Here is a 17,128-nt window from a genome sequence, read left to right on the forward strand (position 1 = left end):
TGGTGGCGAAAGCGGCGTGCCGGCCTACTCTTCTGGCCTCTTTGCACACTGTGGAGACCTTCCAGATGAATACCCGTGGCTTGCTCGACCAGTTGCTCAAATCCGGCCAGGCGCTGCTGGGCGATTCGCTCGACCCGCGCAGTTCCGGCAAGCCCACTGCCGGCGGCAGCCTTGGCAACATGTTGTCCGGGGCTGGCGGTGGTGCGCTTGCCGCCAGCGCGATGGGCCTGCTGCTGGGCAGCAAGAAAGCCCGCAAGTACGGTGGCAAGGCATTGACCTACGGTGGCCTGGCCGCCCTCGGTGTGCTCGCCTTCAAAGCCTATGGCAACTGGCAGGCGCGCCAGGGCGCGGACGCCCAGGCGCCGCAGACGCTGGATCGCCTGCCGCCGGTCGAGGCCGAGCGGCATAGCCAGGCGGTATTGCAGGCGCTGGTGGCGGCGGCCAAGGCCGACGGCCACATCGACGAGCGCGAGCGGGCGCTGATCGAGGGCGAGTTCAGCCGTCTGGACGGGGATCGCGAACTGCAGGCCTGGTTGCACGCGGAGTTGAACAAGCCCCTGGACCCGGCCGAGGTGGCGCGTGCCGCGCAGACGCCAGAGATGGCCGCCGAAATGTACCTGGCCAGCGTGATGATGGTCGACCAGGCGCATTTCATGGAGCGCGCCTACCTCGACGAACTGGCCCGCCAGCTGCGCCTTGACCCGGTGCTGCGCCAGGAACTCGAGGACCAGGTCCGGCTTGTCGCGGATCAATGAACTGTCATTTGGCCACAGCAATAGGCAAGGACGCCTGAAGCCACCTGAATTCAGCCGCAAATGCGTAGGGCGCCTGGGCTATACTTCGGCGATTTTCCCGCTCGTATTGAATTCCTGAGGGCTGAATGTGAAGAACTGGACCTTGCGCCAACGGATCCTGGCAAGTTTCGCCGTGATCATCGCCATCATGCTGCTGATGATCGTGGCCGCCTATTCGCGGCTGGTGGCGATCGAGGCCAGCGAGGAGGCGGTAGGGTCCGACAGCATCCCCGGCGTCTACTACAGCTCGATGATCCGCAGCGCCTGGGTCGACAGCTATGTCACCAGCCAGCAGTTGGTGGGGCTGTCGAACCATCGCGAGATCACCAGCGCCGACATGGAACTGTTCAAGAGTTTCGAGGATCGCCTCAAGCAGCACATGGCCAGCTACCAGGCGACGATCAAGGACAAGGATGACCAGCGCTCCTTCGATCAGTTCACCCTTCTTGAAGATAACTACGTCAAGAGCGTCAACCAGGTGCTCGACGCCTACCGGCAGAAGAACTATGCCGAAGCGCAGCGCCTGATCGGCGAAGTGCTGACGCCGGCCTGGGTCGATGGTCGCAAGCACCTGAATGGCGTGATCGACCGCAACCGCGAGTCGGCCGACAACGCCACCAACGAGATCGTCAGCGCGGTGACCACCGCCAAGGGCAGCATGGTCGTTTCGCTGCTGCTGGCGATCATTGCCGCTGGCGTCTGTGGCCTGCTGCTGATGCGGGCGATCACCGCGCCGATGCAGCGCATCGTCCATGCCCTCGACCGGCTGCGTTCCGGTGACCTGAGCATGCGCCTGAGCCTGGATCGCAAGGACGAGTTCGGCGCCATCGAGGGCGGCTTCAACGAGATGGCCGAGTCGCTGGCCAACCTGGTGGCCCAGGCCCAGCGCTCGTCGGTGCAAGTGACCACGTCGGTCACCGAAATTGCCGCCACGTCCAAGCAGCAACAGGCCACCGCCACCGAGACCGCCGCGACCACCACCGAGATCGGTGCCACCTCGCGGGAGATTGCCGCCACATCCCGTGACCTGGTGCGGACCATGACCGAGGTCACCTCGTCCGCCGACCTCGCCTCGAACCTGGCGGGTGCTGGCCAGCAGGGCCTGGCGCGCATGGAGGAGACCATGCACCAGGTGATGGGCGCCGCCGACCTGGTCAACGCCAAGCTGGCGATCCTCAACGAGAAGGCCAGCAACATCAACCAGGTGGTGGTCACCATCGTCAAGGTCGCCGACCAGACCAACCTGTTGTCGCTGAACGCGGCCATCGAGGCGGAAAAGGCCGGCGAGTACGGCCGTGGGTTCGCCGTGGTGGCTACCGAAGTGCGCCGCCTGGCTGACCAGACTGCAGTGGCCACCTACGATATCGAGCAGATGGTTCGCGAGATCCAGTCGGCGGTGTCGGCCGGGGTGATGGGCATGGACAAGTTTTCCGAAGAAGTGCGCCGCGGCATGTCCGAGGTGCAGCAGGTGGGCGAACAGCTCAGCCAGATCATCCACCAGGTCCAGGCACTGGCACCGCGGGTGTTGATGGTCAACGAGGGCATGCAGGCCCAGGCCACCGGCGCCGAGCAGATCAACCAGGCCCTGGCCCAGCTCAGCGATGCCAGCACCCAGACCGTGGAGTCGCTACGACAGGCCAGCTTCGCCATCGACGAACTGAGCCAGGTGGCCACCGGCCTGCGTGGCGGTGTGTCGCGCTTCAAAGTCTGACGCCGATGAACGTCTTGCATCCTCGCGAGGACCGCGTGGCCACCGACAAGGGCGTGCTCTACCTGCAGTTCAGCATCGCCGAGCAGCGTTTCGCCCTGGATGTGCGCGAAGTGCTCGAGGTCTTGCCGCGGCGGGCGCTCAAGCCGATCGCCCAGGCCCCGGCCTGGGTCGCCGGTGTGCTGGCCCATCGTGGCGCGCTGGTTCCGGTGATCGACCTGTCGGCCCTGAGTTTCGGCAGCCCCGCGCCATCGCGCAGCAGCACGCGCCTGGTGCTGGTGCACTACCGTGGCGACCCGCTGCGCCCTGATCTGCCCCTGGGCCTGGTGCTCGAGCAAGCCACCGACACCCTGCGTTGCCCGGAGCACGAGTTCCAGCCCTATGGCCTGGACAATGACAACGCGCCCTACCTGGGGCCGGTGCGCCAGGACGGCCAGGGACTGGTGCAGCGCATCCGCATCGACGACCTGCTGCCGGACACAGTGCGCCAGTTGCTGTATCCGCCAGAGCCTGGGCAGGCGCCGACATGAGCCTGCAGCGTTTCTTTCGTTTTCTGCAGGAGCGCATCGGCCTGGACGTCGAGTCGGTCGGTGCGCCCATGGTCGAGCGCGCGCTGCGTCAGCGCTGTGTTGTCGCGCAGGCCGATGACTTCGATGACTACTGGCTGCGCCTGCAGCAGTCCGGCGCCGAACAGCAGGCGCTGATCGAGGCGGTGATCGTTCCCGAGACCTGGTTCTTCCGCTACCCGGAGTCGTTCACGGCGTTGGTCGGGCTGGCCCACAAACGCGTGGCCGAGCTGGCCGGCGCGCGGCCGCTGCGGATTCTCAGTCTGCCGTGCTCGACCGGCGAAGAGCCGTATTCGATCGCCATGGCGCTGCTCGACGGTGGTGTGAGCAGCGAGGCGTTTCGCGTCGATGGCATCGATATCAGCCCCAACTCCGTTGCGCGGGCGCAGCAGGCGGAGTACGGGCGCAATTCTTTCCGTGGCAGCGAGCTGGCATTTCGCCAACGGCACTTCAGCGCCCATGGCGAGACCCATCGGCTGAACGAACGGGTGCGTCAGCAGGTCAGCCTGCAGGCCGGCAATGTGCTGGACCCGGCCTTGGCCAGTCGCGAGGGCCTGTACGATTTCGTGTTCTGCCGCAACCTGTTGATCTATTTCGACGTACCGACCCAGCAACGGGTGTTCGAGGTGCTCAAGCGCCTGACCCACGCCCAGGGCGTGCTGTTCATCGGGCCGGCCGAGGGCAGCCTGCTGGCACGTTTGGGCATGCGTCCATTGGGAATCGCCCAGTCGTTCGCCTACGTTCGCCAGGAACCGTTGCCGACGATGACGGCCTTGCCGCCGCCCAGCGCGCGTCCACTGCCGATAGCGGCGAGGGTCCGACCGTTGCCGCCGCGTGCCAGCCGTCCTGGCGTTGCCGTGCCGTCGAAGGCGCCTGCGTCGCGGGAAAGCGAAGCGCAATTGCTGGCAGCCATTGCCCAGCAGGCCAACAGTGGCCAGAGCGAGCAGGCCCGGGCCAGTTGCGAGCGCTATCTGCGCCAGTTCGCGCCCAGGGCGCAGGTCTACTACTGGCTGGGCCTGCTCAGCGACACCGCGGGCGATGCCGCCCAGGCCATCATCCATTACCGCAAGGTGCTCTATCTCGAACCCCAGCATCCCGAGGCCCTGGCACACCTGGCTGCGCTGCTGGCCTCCCAGGGCGACGCGGCAGGTGCGCGGCGCCTGCAGGAGCGTGCGGCAAGGGCGGGACGGGAGCCTGAACGATGAACCACGACATGCAACTGATCGCTGGCGATGACGCGCTCATCGACGATTGCTGGAACCGTATTGGTGTCCATGGCAACAAGCAGTGTCCGCTGCTGGAGCGGCATATCCATTGTCGCAACTGTGAGGTGTACGCCGCGGCGGCCACCCGGCTGCTGGACCGTTACGCCCAAGTGCTGGACGACGATGTCGATGCGCCAGCGCAGGCCGAGGTGGCGCTTGGCCGCTCCATGCTGCTGTTCCGCCTCGGCGAGGAGTGGCTTGGCCTGGCCACCGCCTGTCTGGCCGAGATCGCGCCGTTGCAGTCCATGCATTCGTTGCCACACCAGCGTTCGCGAGTATTGCAGGGAGTGGCCAATGTGCGCGGCGCGCTGGTGCCTTGCCTGTCGCTGGCCGATCTGTTGAACGTGCCTGGCGAGTCGAGCGGCGAACGTGCCGGGCGGGTGCTCCCGCGCATGCTGATCCTGGCTGCCGAGGGCGGCCCGGTGGTGATGCCGGTGGATGAGATCGACGGCATCCATCGCCTGGACCCGGCGCTGCTGCAGGAAGGGCGCGACGCCGTCCACTTCACCGCCGCGGTGCTGCAGTGGCGTGGGCGCAGTGTGCGCGTGCTGGATGAACAACACCTATTGCAAGCCGTGAAGCGGAGCCTGTCATGACCCCGGAGCAAATGCGCGACGCGTCGCTGCTCGAGCTGTTCAGCCTGGAGGCCGAAGCGCAGACTCAGGTGCTCAGCGCGGGCCTCATGGCACTGGAGCGCAATCCGGCGCAACCTGACCAGCTCGAGGCCTGCATGCGTGCGGCGCACTCGCTCAAGGGGGCCGCGCGGATCGTTGGCATCGATGCCGGGGTCAGCGTCGCCCATGTGATGGAGGATTGCCTGGTGGCCGCGCAGGAAGGGCGGCTGCTGTTGCGCGCGGAGCATATCGACGCGTTGCTGCAGGGGACCGACCTGCTGATGCGGATCGCCACCCCCGGCGAGCAGGACAGCGAAGCTGCGGTGCCGGCGTTTCTCGCCCAACTGGCGGCGCTGCTGGATCCGCTTGCGGCTGCGACAGTGCCAGCCGTGCCTGTCATCCCCGCGATGCCTGTGGTGCAGGCGCCACCGGCTGAGTTCGCGCCTGTGAGCGAAGCCGAACCTGAAACCGTGGCATCGCGCAAGCCTGGCAAGCGCACCGGCGAAGGCGGCGAGCGGGTGCTGCGGGTTACCGCCGATCGCCTCAACAGCCTGCTCGACCTGTCGAGCAAGTCACTGGTCGAGACCCAGCGTCTGAAGCCTTACCTCGCCACCCTGCAGCGCCTCAAGCGCATGCATGGCCAGGGCATGCGCGCGCTGGACGGGCTCAAGACCCAGCTGGAGGAAAGCGGGCAGAGCCTGGAAGTGCTCGATGCCCTGGCGCAAACCCAGCAGTTGCTCGGCGAAACCCAGCGGATCCTGCTGCAGCAGGCCGCCGATCTCGACGAGTTCGGCTGGCAGGCCAGCCAGCGGGCACAGTTGCTGTACGACACCGCGCTGGCCTGCCGCATGCGCCCGTTCGCCGACGTGCTGACCGGGCAAAGTCGCATGGTGCGCGACCTTGGCCGTTCACTGGGCAAGCCGGTACAGCTGGTGGTCGAGGGCGAGAAGACCCAGGTCGACCGCGATGTGCTGGAGCGTCTCGAGGCGCCGCTGACGCACCTGCTGCGCAATGCCGTCGACCATGGCATCGAGTTGCCTGAGCGGCGGCTGCTGGCGGGCAAGCCTGACGAAGGTACGGTGCGCCTGCGCGCCTCGCACCAGGCCGGGTTGCTGATCCTCGAATTGTCCGATGACGGTGCCGGTATCGACCTGGAGCGCCTGCGCCAGAGCATCGTCGAGCGCGCCCTGTCGCCGGCCGAGACCGTGGCGCAGATGAGCGAGGCGGAGCTGCTGACCTTCCTGTTCCTGCCCGGTTTCAGCCTGCGCGACACGGTCACCGAGGTGTCCGGGCGGGGCGTCGGTCTCGATGCGGTGCAGCACATGGTGCGCGAGCTGCGTGGGTCGATCGAGTTGACCCAGGTGGCGGGGCAGGGCTGCTGCTTCCACCTGGAGGTGCCGCTGACCTTGTCGGTGGTGCGCAGCCTGGTGGTCGAGGTGGGCGGCGAGGCCTATGCCTTCCCCCTGGCCCATATCGAGCGCACCCTCGAAGTGCCGGCCGAGGCCATCGTCCAGGTCGAGGGGCGCCAGCACTTCTGGCACGAGGACCGACATATCGGCCTGGTCGCCGCCAGCCAGCTGCTCAACCGGCCCTCTGCGCAGGATGAGGGCCAGGGCCTGCAGGTGGTGGTGATCCGCGAGCGCGATCAGCTCTACGGTGTGGCCGTCGAGCGCCTGGTCGGCGAGCGGGTGCTGGTGGTGATGCCACTCGACCCGCGCCTGGGCAAGATCCAGGACATCTCCGCCGGGGCGTTGCTCGACGACGGTTCGGTGGTGCTGATCATCGACGTCGAGGACCTGCTGCGCTCGGTGGACAAGCTGCTCAGCACCGGCCGCCTGGAGCGTATCGAGCGTAGCGGCAAGTCTGGCAAGGGCGTGCCACGCAAGCGAGTGCTGGTAGTCGACGATTCGCTCACCGTGCGCGAGCTGCAGCGCAAGCTGCTGGGCAACCGGGGTTACGAAGTCGCGGTGGCGGTGGACGGCATGGACGGCTGGAACGCCCTGCGCAGCGAGGATTTCGACTTGCTGATCACCGATATCGACATGCCGCGCATGGACGGTATCGAACTGGTCACCCTGGTGCGCCGAGACCACCGGCTGCAATCGCTGCCGGTCATGGTGGTGTCTTACAAGGACCGGGAAGAGGACCGGCGTCGTGGCCTGGATGCCGGGGCCGACTACTATTTGGCCAAGGCCAGCTTCCATGACGATGCGTTGCTGGATGCGGTCGTGGAGCTGATCGGAGGTGCCCAGGGATGAAGATCGCCATCGTCAACGACATGCCCATGGCCGTGGAGGCCTTGCGCCGGGCGTTGGCTTTAGAACCGGCGCACCAGGTCGTGTGGGTCGCCAGCGATGGCGCCGAGGCGGTCAGACGCTGTGCCGAGCAGACTCCGGACCTTATCCTGATGGATCTGATCATGCCGGTGATGGATGGCGTCGAGGCGACCCGGCGGATCATGGCCGAGACGCCATGTGCCATTGTCATCGTCACGGTCGACCGCAAGCAGAACGTGCACCGGGTGTTCGAAGCCATGGGTCATGGCGCCCTGGATGTGGTCGACACCCCGGCGCTGGGTGCCGGCGATGCCCGCGAGGCCGCCGCGCCGCTGCTGCGCAAGATTCTCAACATCGGCTGGTTGATCGGCCAGCAACGGCCCAGCCTGCCAAGGACGGTGTCCGCGCCTTTGCGCGAGGCTTCGCAGCGCCGTGGCCTGGTGGCCATCGGCTCGTCGGCGGGTGGCCCGGCGGCGCTCGAGGTGCTGCTCAAGGGGTTGCCACGCACGTTCCCGGCAGCCATTGTGCTGGTCCAGCATGTCGACCAGGTGTTCGCTGCCGGCATGGCCGAATGGCTCAGCAGCGCATCTGGCCTGCCCGTGCGCCTGGCCCGCCAAGGCGAGCCGCCTCAGCCCGGGCAGGTGCTGCTGGCCGGGACCAACCACCATATCCGCCTGCTCAAGGGCGGTGAACTGGCCTACACTGCCGAGCCGGTCAACGAAATCTACCGGCCCTCGATCGACGTGTTCTTCGAGAGCGTGGCGCGCTATTGGTCCGGTGACGCGGTGGGCGTGCTGCTCACCGGCATGGGGCGCGATGGTGCCCAGGGCCTGAAGATGATGCGTGAGCAGGGTTTCCTGACGATTGCCCAGGACCAGCAGAGTTGCGCGGTGTACGGCATGCCCAAGGCGGCAGCGGCGATCGGTGCGGCGGTGGAGATCCACGCGCTGGAGCGGATTGCCGGGCGACTGATGGAAATCTATTCGAAATGACGACATGTATTGAGCCACGCCGCCTGGCCGGCTGTGATCGGGTGACTAGGGATGAATGATCTACCAATCGAAGGTTTCACGACCATCAACGAAAGTGCGGCGATGGTCCTGCTGGTAGACGATCAGGCGATGATCGGCGAAGCGGTGCGGCGTGGCCTGGCCCACGAAGAGAACATCGACTTCCATTTCTGCGCCGACCCGCACCAGGCAGTGGCCCAGGCCATGCGCATCAAGCCCACGGTGATCTTGCAGGACCTGATCATGCCTGGCCTGGATGGCCTGAGCCTGGTACGCGAGTACCGCAACAACCCGGCCACCCAGGACATTCCGATCATCGTCCTGTCGACCAAGGAGGATCCGCTGGTCAAGAGCGCGGCCTTCGCGGCGGGGGCCAACGACTACCTGGTCAAGTTGCCCGACAACATCGAACTGGTGGCGCGTATCCGCTATCACTCGCGTTCCTATTTGACGCTGTTGCAGCGTGACGAGGCCTACCGGGCCTTGCGCGTCAGCCAGCAGCAGTTGCTCGACACCAACCTGATGCTGCAGCGGCTGATGAACTCCGACGGCCTCACGGGGCTGTCCAACCGTCGGCACTTCGACGAGTACCTGGAGCTGGAGTGGCGGCGGTCGATCCGCGAGCAGCAGCAATTGTCGATGCTGATGGTCGATGTCGACTACTTCAAGGCATTCAATGACAGTTTCGGCCACCTGGCCGGCGACGAGGCCCTGCGCCAGGTGGCCGAGGCGATTCGAGGTTGCTGCTCGCGGCCGACCGACCTGCCGGCGCGCTATGGTGGCGAGGAGTTCGCCCTGGTGCTGCCGAACACCTCGCCGGGGGGCGCGCGGTTGATCGCCGAGAAACTGCGGCAGACGATCATGGGGTTGAACATTGCCCATACCGTGCCCGACGCGGCTTCGCACCTGACCGTGAGCATTGGCCTGGCAACCTTGACACCGGCGGTTGGCAGCCATTGCCGGCAGTTGATCTCGGCGGCGGACAAGGGGTTGTACCAGGCCAAGAACAGCGGGCGTAACCAGGTCGGGATTGCTTGACGCTACTGCGGGCCTCGCTCGCTCGGCTGCACCGAGGAGGCAGGCTTCGCCTGGGATGGCGCAGCTATCGCCAACTGAACGGGAGACAAGCTTGGGGCAGCATCAGCGGCGCTCCAGCTGAATATCGTCATACCGCCCGGTGGGTCTGCCGCCATACCCCAGACTCGGTTATACTCGCGGGCTTTTCACCGAATTCGCACGAGAGCTGCCCGCCCATGGAAATCCAACCGATCCTGAACACCATCAAGGACCTCACCGAGCGTTCCCAGTCCATTCGGGGGTATCTTTGACTACGATCACAAAGCTGATCGTCTGGTCGAAGTAAACCGCGAGCTGGAAGACCCCAACGTCTGGAACAAGCCTGAGTACGCCCAGGCCTTGGGCCGAGAGCGTGCCATGCTGGCGCAGGTCGTCGAGACGCTGGACAAGTTGTCCGGTGGCCTGGCCGACTGCCAGGACCTGCTCGACATGGCCGTCGAGGAAAATGACGAAGGCGCCGTCGGCGACGTCGTGACCGAACTGGAAGGCCTGGAAGAAAAACTGGCCCAGCTCGAGTTCCGTCGCATGTTCAGCGGCGAGATGGACATGAACAACGCCTACCTGGACATCCAGGCCGGCTCCGGCGGCACCGAGGCCCAGGACTGGGCCAACATCCTGCTGCGCATGTACCTGCGCTGGGCCGACAAGCGCGGCTTCGACGCCACCATCATCGAACTCTCCGAAGGTGAAGTCGCTGGTATCAAGGGCGCCACCGTGCACATCAAGGGCGAGTACGCCTTCGGTTGGCTGCGTACCGAGATCGGCGTGCACCGCCTGGTGCGCAAGAGCCCGTTCGACTCCGGCGCCCGTCGCCACACGTCGTTCTCGGCGGTGTTCGTGTCCCCCGAGATCGACGACAAGGTCGAGATCGAGATCAACCCGTCCGACCTGCGCATCGATACCTATCGTTCCTCCGGTGCCGGCGGTCAGCACGTGAACACCACCGACTCGGCGGTGCGTATCACTCACGTGCCGACCAACACCGTGGTGGCTTGCCAGAACGAACGCTCGCAGCACGCCAACAAGGACACCGCCATGAAAATGCTGCGGGCCAAGTTGTACGAGCTGGAAATGCAGAAACGCAACGCCGCCTCCCAGGCCCTGGAAGACAGCAAGTCGGACATCGGCTGGGGGCACCAGATCCGCTCCTACGTGCTCGACGACTCGCGCATCAAGGACCTGCGGACCGGCGTCGAGCGCAGCGACTGCCAGAAGGTTCTGGACGGTGACCTCGACCAGTACCTGGAAGCGAGCCTCAAGCAGGGGCTCTGAGCATCCAAGCGGCGGCAAACCCGTGGGAGCGGGCTTGCTCCGCGATTCCTCACCTGTGTGGGGCAACGAATACCTGATGGAAAGAATGACGACATGAGCGACCTCAAGACCGAATCGCAAGACCTGCAACAGGAAGAAAATGCCCTGATCGCCCTGCGCAAGGAAAAGCTTGCCGCCGAGCGCGCCAAGGGCAACGCCTTCCCCAACGACTTCCGTCGCGACAGCTACTGCAACGATCTGCAGAAGCAGTACGCGGACAAGACCAAGGAAGAGCTGGAAGCAGCCGCGATCCCGGTCAAGGTTGCCGGTCGCATCATGCTCAACCGTGGCTCGTTCATGGTCATCCAGGACATGACCGGCCGTATCCAGGTCTACGTCAACCGCAAGACCCTGCCGGAGGAAACCCTGGCCGCGGTCAAGACCTGGGACCTGGGCGACATCATCAGCGCCGAAGGTACCCTGGCCCGTTCCGGAAAGGGCGACCTGTACGTCGAGATGACCGACGTGCGCCTGCTGACCAAGTCGCTGCGCCCGCTGCCGGACAAGCACCACGGCCTGACCGACACCGAACAGCGCTATCGCCAGCGCTACGTCGACCTGATGGTCAACGAGGAAACCCGTCACACCTTCCGTGTGCGTTCGCAGGTAATCTCGCACATCCGCAAGTTCCTCATCGAGCGCGATTTCCTCGAAGTCGAGACGCCGATGCTGCAGACCATCCCGGGCGGCGCCGCGGCCAAGCCGTTCGAAACCCACCACAACGCCCTGGACATGGCCATGTTCCTGCGCATCGCGCCGGAGCTGTACCTCAAGCGCCTGGTGGTCGGCGGCTTCGAAAAAGTGTTCGAGATCAACCGCAACTTCCGTAACGAAGGTGTTTCGACTCGTCACAACCCTGAATTCACCATGCTCGAGTTCTACCAGGCCTACGCCGACTACCGCGACAACATGGACCTCACCGAGGAACTGTTCCGCGAGCTGGCGCAGCTGGTACTGGGCACCACCGATGTGCCGTACGGCGACAAGGTGTTCCACTTCGGCGAGCCGTTCGCCCGCCTGTCGGTGTTCGACTCGATCCTCAAGTACAACCCGGAACTGACCGCCGCCGACCTGCAGGACGTCGACCGTGCCCGTGACATCGCCAAGAAGGCCGGCGCCAAGGTGCTGGGCCATGAAGGCCTGGGCAAGTTGCAGGTGATGATTTTCGAGGAACTGGTCGAGCACAAGCTGGAGCAGCCGCACTTCATCACCGAGTACCCGTTCGAAGTCTCGCCACTGGCCCGCCGCAACGACGACAACCCGGCCGTGACCGACCGCTTCGAGCTGTTCATCGGTGGCCGCGAAATCGCCAACGCCTACTCCGAGCTCAATGACGCCGAAGACCAGGCCGAGCGCTTCCTCGCCCAGGTAGCCGAGAAGGACGCCGGTGACGACGAAGCCATGCACTACGACGCCGATTTCGTCCGCGCCCTGGAATACGGCATGCCGCCGACTGCCGGTGAAGGCATCGGTATCGACCGCCTGGTGATGTTGCTGACCAACTCGCCGTCGATTCGCGACGTGATCCTGTTCCCGCACATGCGCCCACAGGCCTGAGTGATGTGAACAAGCCGCCTTTCGAGGCGGCTTTTTCATGTCCGAAGCTTTATGTTGTCGATCCTGGCCTGTTCGCGGGCTTGTCCCGCAAACAGGCCGGCACAGGCATACCACTGTCCATGAGGTAACCCCCAGTGACACCCGCAATGGCCCAGCAAGGCGCCGCCGGCATCGCCACCGCCGTCGCCGAAAGCGTGCAGTACCAGGGTCGCAAGACCGCCCGTCAAGGCAGCGAACAGCGTCGCCAGCAGATCCTCGACGCCGCCATGCGCATTGTCGTGCGTGACGGCGTGCGTGGCGTGCGCCACCGAGCGGTGGCCGCCGAGGCCGGCGTACCGCTTTCGGCCACCACCTACTACTTCAAGGATATCCAGGACCTGCTGGCCGACACCTTCGCCCAGTACGTCGAACGCAGCGCCGCCCACCTGGCCAAGCTGTGGGCCAACACCGAAGTGCTGTTGCGCCAGTTGCTCGCCCAGGGCGACGGCAGCCCGCAGGCGAGGGCGCGGCTGGTCGACCAGGTGGCGCAGATGACCGCGGACTACGTCATGCGCCAGTTGCACAACCGTCGTGACTTCCTCATGGCCGAGCAGGCCTTCCGCCAGGAGGCGCTGCTGTGCCCGCGCCTGGCCGAGCTGGTGTGCGCCCATGAGCAGATCCTGCTGCATGGTGCCCGGCAGATGTTGCAGGTGGTGGGGTCGCGCCAGCCCGAGCAGGATGCCCGGATGTTGACGGCGATCATCGAGCAGATGGAGTATCAGGGCCTGCTCAAGGATGCGAACATGCAGGCCGACGGGCAGATGCTCGCTATCCTTGTCCGGTATCTGCAGATGGTGCTGGCCACGGCTTGAGCCGTGAACGAATTTTCAAGGAGAACCTGATGAAAGCCTGGCGTGTGGTGTTGTTGACCTTGTCATTCCTGCTGCTGGGCGGTTGTCTGGTGACCTTCGACGAGCCGCTGGCCGCCAATCAGCCGGCGCCCAAGGCCTTGCTGGGGCAGTGGAGCAGCAAGGACGCCTGGGGCCAGCCATTGCAACTGGACATCAGCCGCGGTGGCGGCAATACCTACAAGGCCATCGCCCGCAGCCAGGGCAAGGCCCCGGAAGAATACACCTTCACCGTCGCCCGCCATGGCAACCGCTGGTACCTGTCGGCTGGCGTGCCCAAGCGCCTGGGCGGCAACTTCGTGATCGGCGGCTTCGAGGTGATCGACGGCAAGCAACTGGTGGTCTACAACCTCGATGTCGAGCAGGTGCGCCAAGCGCTGGATAACAAGGAACTGAGCGGGCGCAGTACCCAGGCAGCGGACGACAACGGCGAGGGCGTGCTGATCGACAGCCCGACCGAGCGGGTCCTGGCCTACCTGGACGACCCGGCCAACTCCGACCTGTTCGTCGAGGCGGCGCGTTTCCAGCGCTCCGCCAGATAGCAGCGAACCGGGCCCATTCGAACGCAAGGAGTCCTCGGTGGACGAATACCAGCAAACCATCCGCAGCTTGTCCGACCGTATCGTCGCCGCGCAAACCCCGATCCGCGTGCTCGACGCGGTCAAGTGGGACGATGGCATTCGCCAGGGCTTTCTCAAGGCCAAGGGCAAGGAGCCACCCGCAGTCGACCGTGCCTACTACCAGAGCCGTCCGCTGTCGTTCGACGCCAGCTCGCTGAAGGCCGAGTTCCAGAGCATCGAGCGTGATATCACCCGCCAGCTGGGCCAGTTCAACCCGGTCGGGCAGATCATGCGGCGGATGTGCAGGGAGTACCGCATGGTCGTGCGCATGCTCGAGGCACGTGGCACCGACGACTTCGGCCTGATTTCCCAGGAGCTGTACGGGGCCGCTTCGGATGCCTTCCATGCCGGGGACCCGACCCTGGCCGACCTGGGCCTGATGCTCTCGGACTACCTGAACAACATCGACGGCCGGGGCGACCTCAAGGATGAACCAAAGAACCTCACCGCCAAGGAGGCCGTGGAGATCCTTCAGCGCCGCCTGAACAAGGTGTTCGGCGAGGCCGAGGAGACCATCCGCGTGTTCGAGTCCGACGGTATCGTCGCCGATGCCGCGGCGGGTGCCGACTACATCAAGGTTCGCGCCGATGCCATGTTCAACAGCCGGGACGTGCGGGCACTGGAGGTCCATGAGGGGCTGGTGCACGTCGGCACCACGCTCAATGGCCTGAACCAGCCGATCTGCACCTTCCTGGCCAAGGGGCCGCCCTCGTCGACGGTAACCCAGGAAGGGCTGGCGATTCTCATGGAGGTGATCGCCTTCGCCTCCTACCCTAGCCGCCTGCGCAAGCTCACCAACCGCACCCGGGCGATCCACATGGTCGAGGAGGGCGCGGACTTCCTGCAGGTCTTCGAATTCTTCCGTGGCCAGGGCTTCGAGATGAGCCAGAGCTACAGCAACGCCAGCCGGGTGTTCCGTGGTTCGGTGCCCAATGGGCTGCCATTTACCAAGGACTTGTCCTACCTCAAGGGCTTCATCATGGTTTACAACTACATTCAGTTGGCCGTGAAGAAGGGCAAGCTGGAACAGATTCCGCTGCTGTTCTGCGGCAAGACCACCCTGGAAGACATGCGCACGCTGCGCCAGCTGGTCGAAGAAGGGCTGGTGGAGCCGCCCAAGTACCTGCCGGAACAATTCCGCGACCTCAATGCGCTGTCGGCCTGGATGTGTTTCTCCAACTTCCTCAACCACCTGAGCCTGGACCGCATTGAAGCCGACTACGCGAACATTCTCTGACGCCTGCCGTCACTTCGCCCTTGGCCTCGGCTTGTTGCTGCTGGGCGGCTGCAGCAGCCTGCTGTTCTATCCCGAACCCGGCCAGCCGTTCACCCCGGCGCAAGCCCACCTGCCGTACCAGGACCTGACCCTCGTCGCCGCCGACGGTACTCGCCTGCACGGTTGGTGGCTGCCGGTGCCGGAAGGCACCGAGGTCAAGGGCACCGTGCTGCACCTGCATGGCAACGGCGGCAATCTGGCCTGGCATCTGGGGGCCAGCTACTGGCTGCCGAAAGAAGGCTATCAGGTACTGATGATCGACTACCGCGGCTATGGTCTGTCCCAGGGGACGCCGATGCTGCCTGAAGTCTATGGTGATATCGCGGCGGCACTGGACTGGCTGGACCAGGTTCCGCAGGCGCAAGGCAAGCCACGAGTGCTGCTGGGCCAGAGCCTCGGTGGCGCCATGGCCATCCACTACCTGGCGCAGCACCCCGAGCAGCGCCGACGCTTCCAGGCGCTGGTGTTCGACGGCGTGCCGGCCAGTTACCGCGCGGTGGGGCGTTATGCCCTGGGCACCTCATGGATGACCTGGCCGTTGCAGGTGCCACTGTCGTGGCTGGTGCCGGATGCCGACAGCGCGATCCACTCCATCGAGCGTCTGGACAGCCCGCCCAAGCTGTTCTTCCACAGCATCGACGACAACCTGGTGCCGCTGGACAACGGCCTGAGCCTGTACCGGCATGCGCCACCTCCGCGGGTGCTGCAACTGACCCGTGGCGACCACGTGCAGACCTTCGCCGACCCGATCTGGCGCCAGGTGATGCTGCGCTTCCTGGACGACCCATCGCACTTCAACGGCCTGCGCCGCCTGGCCGAGGTGCCAAACTACCCTGACGAGAAGAACAAGCAATGAGTGAAGAACGCAACGCCATCCCGCTGATCCTGACCGGCGTCGGCAGCATCATCGTGACGGTGGGGGCCCTCTGGTACTACGGCTACCTGCATTTCGCCAAGCCTGAGGACGCCCTGCTGCTGCAGGACTTCACCATGCTCAAGACCATTCCGGGCGAGGACTACAAGGTCTCGCTGGATCCGGCACCGCAGGTGGCGCAGTGCGTCGATGGCGTATTGGTGATGTTCGATACCCAGCAGAAGGGCCTGACCGGCGTGCTGGTGGACAACCGCAAGCGCGCGGTGCGCTGCGTAGGGCAGGAGACGCCGCAGCAGGTGCAGTAAGCGCTGTCGGACGAGCGCTTGATCGCATGGACCTCGTCGTTTTTGCGTTTGCCAACCGCGATCACCCTCACCACGGCGCTGTAGCCGCAATCAGCTAGTGCTTTCAACGGGATGGCAGGCCAGAAAAAACCCGCCACCAGGGCGGGTTTTTCTTCACGTCACAGCTTTCAGTGGGCCTGGTTCACCGACGCGGGGCCACCGGCTGGTTGTCGTTGGAGATGGTCACCTCCACCCGACGGTTCTGCGCGCGGCCCGAGTTGCTCGAGTTATCCGCCACCGGGTACTCCTTGCCGTAGCCCTGGGCGACGACGCGCGTCGGGTCGACGCCGGCGCGGACCAGCGCCATGCGCACGCTGTTGGCGCGGCGCTCGGACAGGCCCTGGTTGTAGCTGGCCGAGCCGACGCTGTCGGTGTAGCCCTCGACGATCACCTTGCGCTCCGGGTTCTCCTGGAGGAACTGGGCCAGTTTGGTGATGTTCGGGTAGGCGCTGCTCTTGAGGTTGGCCTTGTTGAAGTCGAACAGCACGTCGCCGAAGGTCACCAAGGTGCCACGGTCGGTCTGTTTGGCGTTGAGGCTCTCCTGCAGTTTCCTGATCTGCGCGTCACGGGCGTCCAGCTTGGCCTGGGCGCGCTGTGCCGAGGCGTTCTTCAGTTCGGCTTCGGCGGTGCGCAGGGCGATGGTCTGCTTGGCCACTTCGACGCGCTGGTTGGTGAGGTAGGCGAGCTGGTCGACCTTCTTGTCGTCCTCGCGGTCCATGTAGGCCTTGTCGGCCTTGTTCAACCAGTCCTGGGCGTCCTTGGTCTCGAGCGCGGCGACCTTGCTCGACTGCGGGTCGCTCTGCAGGGCCGAGAAGTTGGTGCGGGCCGACTCGAGATTGGCGTTCGGGTCGTGCGAGCAGGCGGCCAGGCCGACGCTCAGGGCCAACAGGGCGGGAATCATGACGTAGTTGCGCATAGTGTTCATCCTTTGATCTCTAACGAAGGCTTT

Annotated in this window: 16 protein-coding genes; 15 read left to right on the forward strand and 1 reads right to left on the reverse strand. The window is 65.2% G+C overall.

What is annotated here, in order from left to right:
• Positions 1–65: 65 nt before the first annotated feature.
• The 15 genes from F3J43_RS21025 (at position 66) to F3J43_RS21095 (ending at position 16,140) form a co-directional block, all read left to right on the forward strand.
• Positions 66–755 carry a tellurite resistance TerB family protein gene (locus F3J43_RS21025; protein ID WP_166891442.1) on the forward strand — a complete coding sequence of 230 codons (690 nt, stop codon included), beginning with the start codon at positions 66–68 and terminating at the stop codon, positions 753–755.
• A gap of 127 nt (positions 756–882) precedes the next feature.
• A complete protein-coding gene (locus tag F3J43_RS21030; protein WP_166891445.1) occupies positions 883–2,505 on the forward strand; it encodes a methyl-accepting chemotaxis protein in 1,623 nt (540 codons plus the stop codon).
• A 5-nt stretch (positions 2,506–2,510) separates the two neighbouring features.
• The gene (locus tag F3J43_RS21035; RefSeq protein WP_166891448.1) at positions 2,511–3,032 is read left to right on the forward strand and encodes a chemotaxis protein CheW; all 522 of its coding nucleotides are present in this window, start codon (positions 2,511–2,513) and stop codon (positions 3,030–3,032) included.
• A complete protein-coding gene (locus tag F3J43_RS21040) occupies positions 3,029–4,273 on the forward strand; it encodes a CheR family methyltransferase (protein WP_166891451.1) in 1,245 nt (414 codons plus the stop codon). The genes F3J43_RS21035 and F3J43_RS21040 overlap by 4 nt, the downstream gene beginning before the upstream one ends.
• A complete protein-coding gene (locus F3J43_RS21045) occupies positions 4,270–4,929 on the forward strand; it encodes a chemotaxis protein CheW (protein ID WP_166891453.1) in 660 nt (219 codons plus the stop codon). The genes F3J43_RS21040 and F3J43_RS21045 overlap by 4 nt, the downstream gene beginning before the upstream one ends.
• Positions 4,926–7,205, forward strand: a complete 2,280-nt coding sequence (locus tag F3J43_RS21050) for a hybrid sensor histidine kinase/response regulator (RefSeq protein WP_166891456.1) — start codon at positions 4,926–4,928, stop codon at positions 7,203–7,205. Before F3J43_RS21045 ends, F3J43_RS21050 begins: the two co-directional genes overlap by 4 nt.
• A complete protein-coding gene (locus F3J43_RS21055) occupies positions 7,202–8,215 on the forward strand; it encodes a chemotaxis response regulator protein-glutamate methylesterase (RefSeq protein ID WP_166891459.1) in 1,014 nt (337 codons plus the stop codon). Before F3J43_RS21050 ends, F3J43_RS21055 begins: the two co-directional genes overlap by 4 nt.
• Before the next feature lie 51 nt (positions 8,216–8,266).
• On the forward strand, positions 8,267–9,271 hold the full coding sequence (locus F3J43_RS21060; protein ID WP_166891462.1) for a response regulator: 1,005 nt from the start codon (positions 8,267–8,269) through the stop codon (positions 9,269–9,271).
• A 215-nt stretch (positions 9,272–9,486) separates the two neighbouring features.
• Positions 9,487–10,582, forward strand: a protein-coding gene (gene prfB, locus F3J43_RS21065; protein WP_166891465.1) for a peptide chain release factor 2 whose coding sequence is annotated in 2 segments (ribosomal slippage) — positions 9,487–9,558 and positions 9,560–10,582 — 1,095 coding nt in all. Because the reading frame shifts where the segments join, the coding sequence is not laid out codon by codon here.
• Between the two features lie 93 nt (positions 10,583–10,675).
• The gene (gene lysS, locus F3J43_RS21070) at positions 10,676–12,178 is read left to right on the forward strand and encodes a lysine--tRNA ligase (protein ID WP_166891468.1); all 1,503 of its coding nucleotides are present in this window, start codon (positions 10,676–10,678) and stop codon (positions 12,176–12,178) included.
• A gap of 146 nt (positions 12,179–12,324) precedes the next feature.
• The gene (locus F3J43_RS21075) at positions 12,325–13,029 is read left to right on the forward strand and encodes a TetR/AcrR family transcriptional regulator (protein WP_166891471.1); all 705 of its coding nucleotides are present in this window, start codon (positions 12,325–12,327) and stop codon (positions 13,027–13,029) included.
• A 29-nt stretch (positions 13,030–13,058) separates the two neighbouring features.
• Complete coding sequence (locus tag F3J43_RS21080) at positions 13,059–13,607, forward strand: LolA-like protein (protein ID WP_166891474.1); 549 nt, start codon at positions 13,059–13,061, stop codon at positions 13,605–13,607.
• 37 nt (positions 13,608–13,644) lie between these two features.
• Positions 13,645–14,922: a flavohemoglobin expression-modulating QEGLA motif protein gene (locus tag F3J43_RS21085; protein WP_166891478.1), complete on the forward strand. Its 1,278-nt coding sequence runs from the start codon at positions 13,645–13,647 to the stop codon at positions 14,920–14,922.
• Positions 14,894–15,817: an alpha/beta hydrolase gene (locus tag F3J43_RS21090; protein WP_166891482.1), complete on the forward strand. Its 924-nt coding sequence runs from the start codon at positions 14,894–14,896 to the stop codon at positions 15,815–15,817. Before F3J43_RS21085 ends, F3J43_RS21090 begins: the two co-directional genes overlap by 29 nt.
• Entirely contained in the window at positions 15,814–16,140 is a 327-nt protein-coding gene (locus tag F3J43_RS21095; RefSeq protein WP_166891486.1) for a PA3694 family proteiin, read from the forward strand. The genes F3J43_RS21090 and F3J43_RS21095 overlap by 4 nt, the downstream gene beginning before the upstream one ends.
• Positions 16,141–16,321: 181 nt before the next feature.
• Here F3J43_RS21095 and lptF read toward each other — a convergent pair whose 3' ends face one another.
• A complete protein-coding gene (lptF, locus tag F3J43_RS21100) occupies positions 16,322–17,095 on the reverse strand; it encodes a lipotoxin F family OmpA-related lipoprotein LptF (protein WP_166891489.1) in 774 nt (257 codons plus the stop codon).
• Between the last annotated feature and the right edge of the window lie 33 nt (positions 17,096–17,128).

This window comes from Pantoea sp. Cy-639 (assembly GCF_011752525.1).
In the GTDB taxonomy this organism is placed as follows: Bacteria; Pseudomonadota; Gammaproteobacteria; order Pseudomonadales; family Pseudomonadaceae; genus Aquipseudomonas.

What these genes read in the sequence shown, in the direction of transcription:
- F3J43_RS21025 (WP_166891442.1), top strand. Translation starts at nt 66, where the DNA reads ATGAATACCCGTGGCTTGCTCGACCAGTTGCTCAAATCCGGCCAGGCG.
- F3J43_RS21035 (WP_166891448.1), top strand. Translation starts at nt 2,511, where the DNA reads ATGAACGTCTTGCATCCTCGCGAGGACCGCGTGGCCACCGACAAGGGC.
- F3J43_RS21040 (WP_166891451.1), top strand. Translation starts at nt 3,029, where the DNA reads ATGAGCCTGCAGCGTTTCTTTCGTTTTCTGCAGGAGCGCATCGGCCTG.
- F3J43_RS21045 (WP_166891453.1), top strand. Translation starts at nt 4,270, where the DNA reads ATGAACCACGACATGCAACTGATCGCTGGCGATGACGCGCTCATCGAC.
- F3J43_RS21050 (WP_166891456.1), top strand. Translation starts at nt 4,926, where the DNA reads ATGACCCCGGAGCAAATGCGCGACGCGTCGCTGCTCGAGCTGTTCAGC.
- F3J43_RS21055 (WP_166891459.1), top strand. Translation starts at nt 7,202, where the DNA reads ATGAAGATCGCCATCGTCAACGACATGCCCATGGCCGTGGAGGCCTTG.
- F3J43_RS21060 (WP_166891462.1), top strand. Translation starts at nt 8,267, where the DNA reads ATGAATGATCTACCAATCGAAGGTTTCACGACCATCAACGAAAGTGCG.
- lysS (WP_166891468.1), top strand. Translation starts at nt 10,676, where the DNA reads ATGAGCGACCTCAAGACCGAATCGCAAGACCTGCAACAGGAAGAAAAT.
- F3J43_RS21075 (WP_166891471.1), top strand. Translation starts at nt 12,325, where the DNA reads ATGGCCCAGCAAGGCGCCGCCGGCATCGCCACCGCCGTCGCCGAAAGC.
- F3J43_RS21080 (WP_166891474.1), top strand. Translation starts at nt 13,059, where the DNA reads ATGAAAGCCTGGCGTGTGGTGTTGTTGACCTTGTCATTCCTGCTGCTG.
- F3J43_RS21095 (WP_166891486.1), top strand. Translation starts at nt 15,814, where the DNA reads ATGAGTGAAGAACGCAACGCCATCCCGCTGATCCTGACCGGCGTCGGC.
- lptF (WP_166891489.1), bottom strand. Translation starts at nt 17,095, where the DNA reads ATGCGCAACTACGTCATGATTCCCGCCCTGTTGGCCCTGAGCGTCGGC.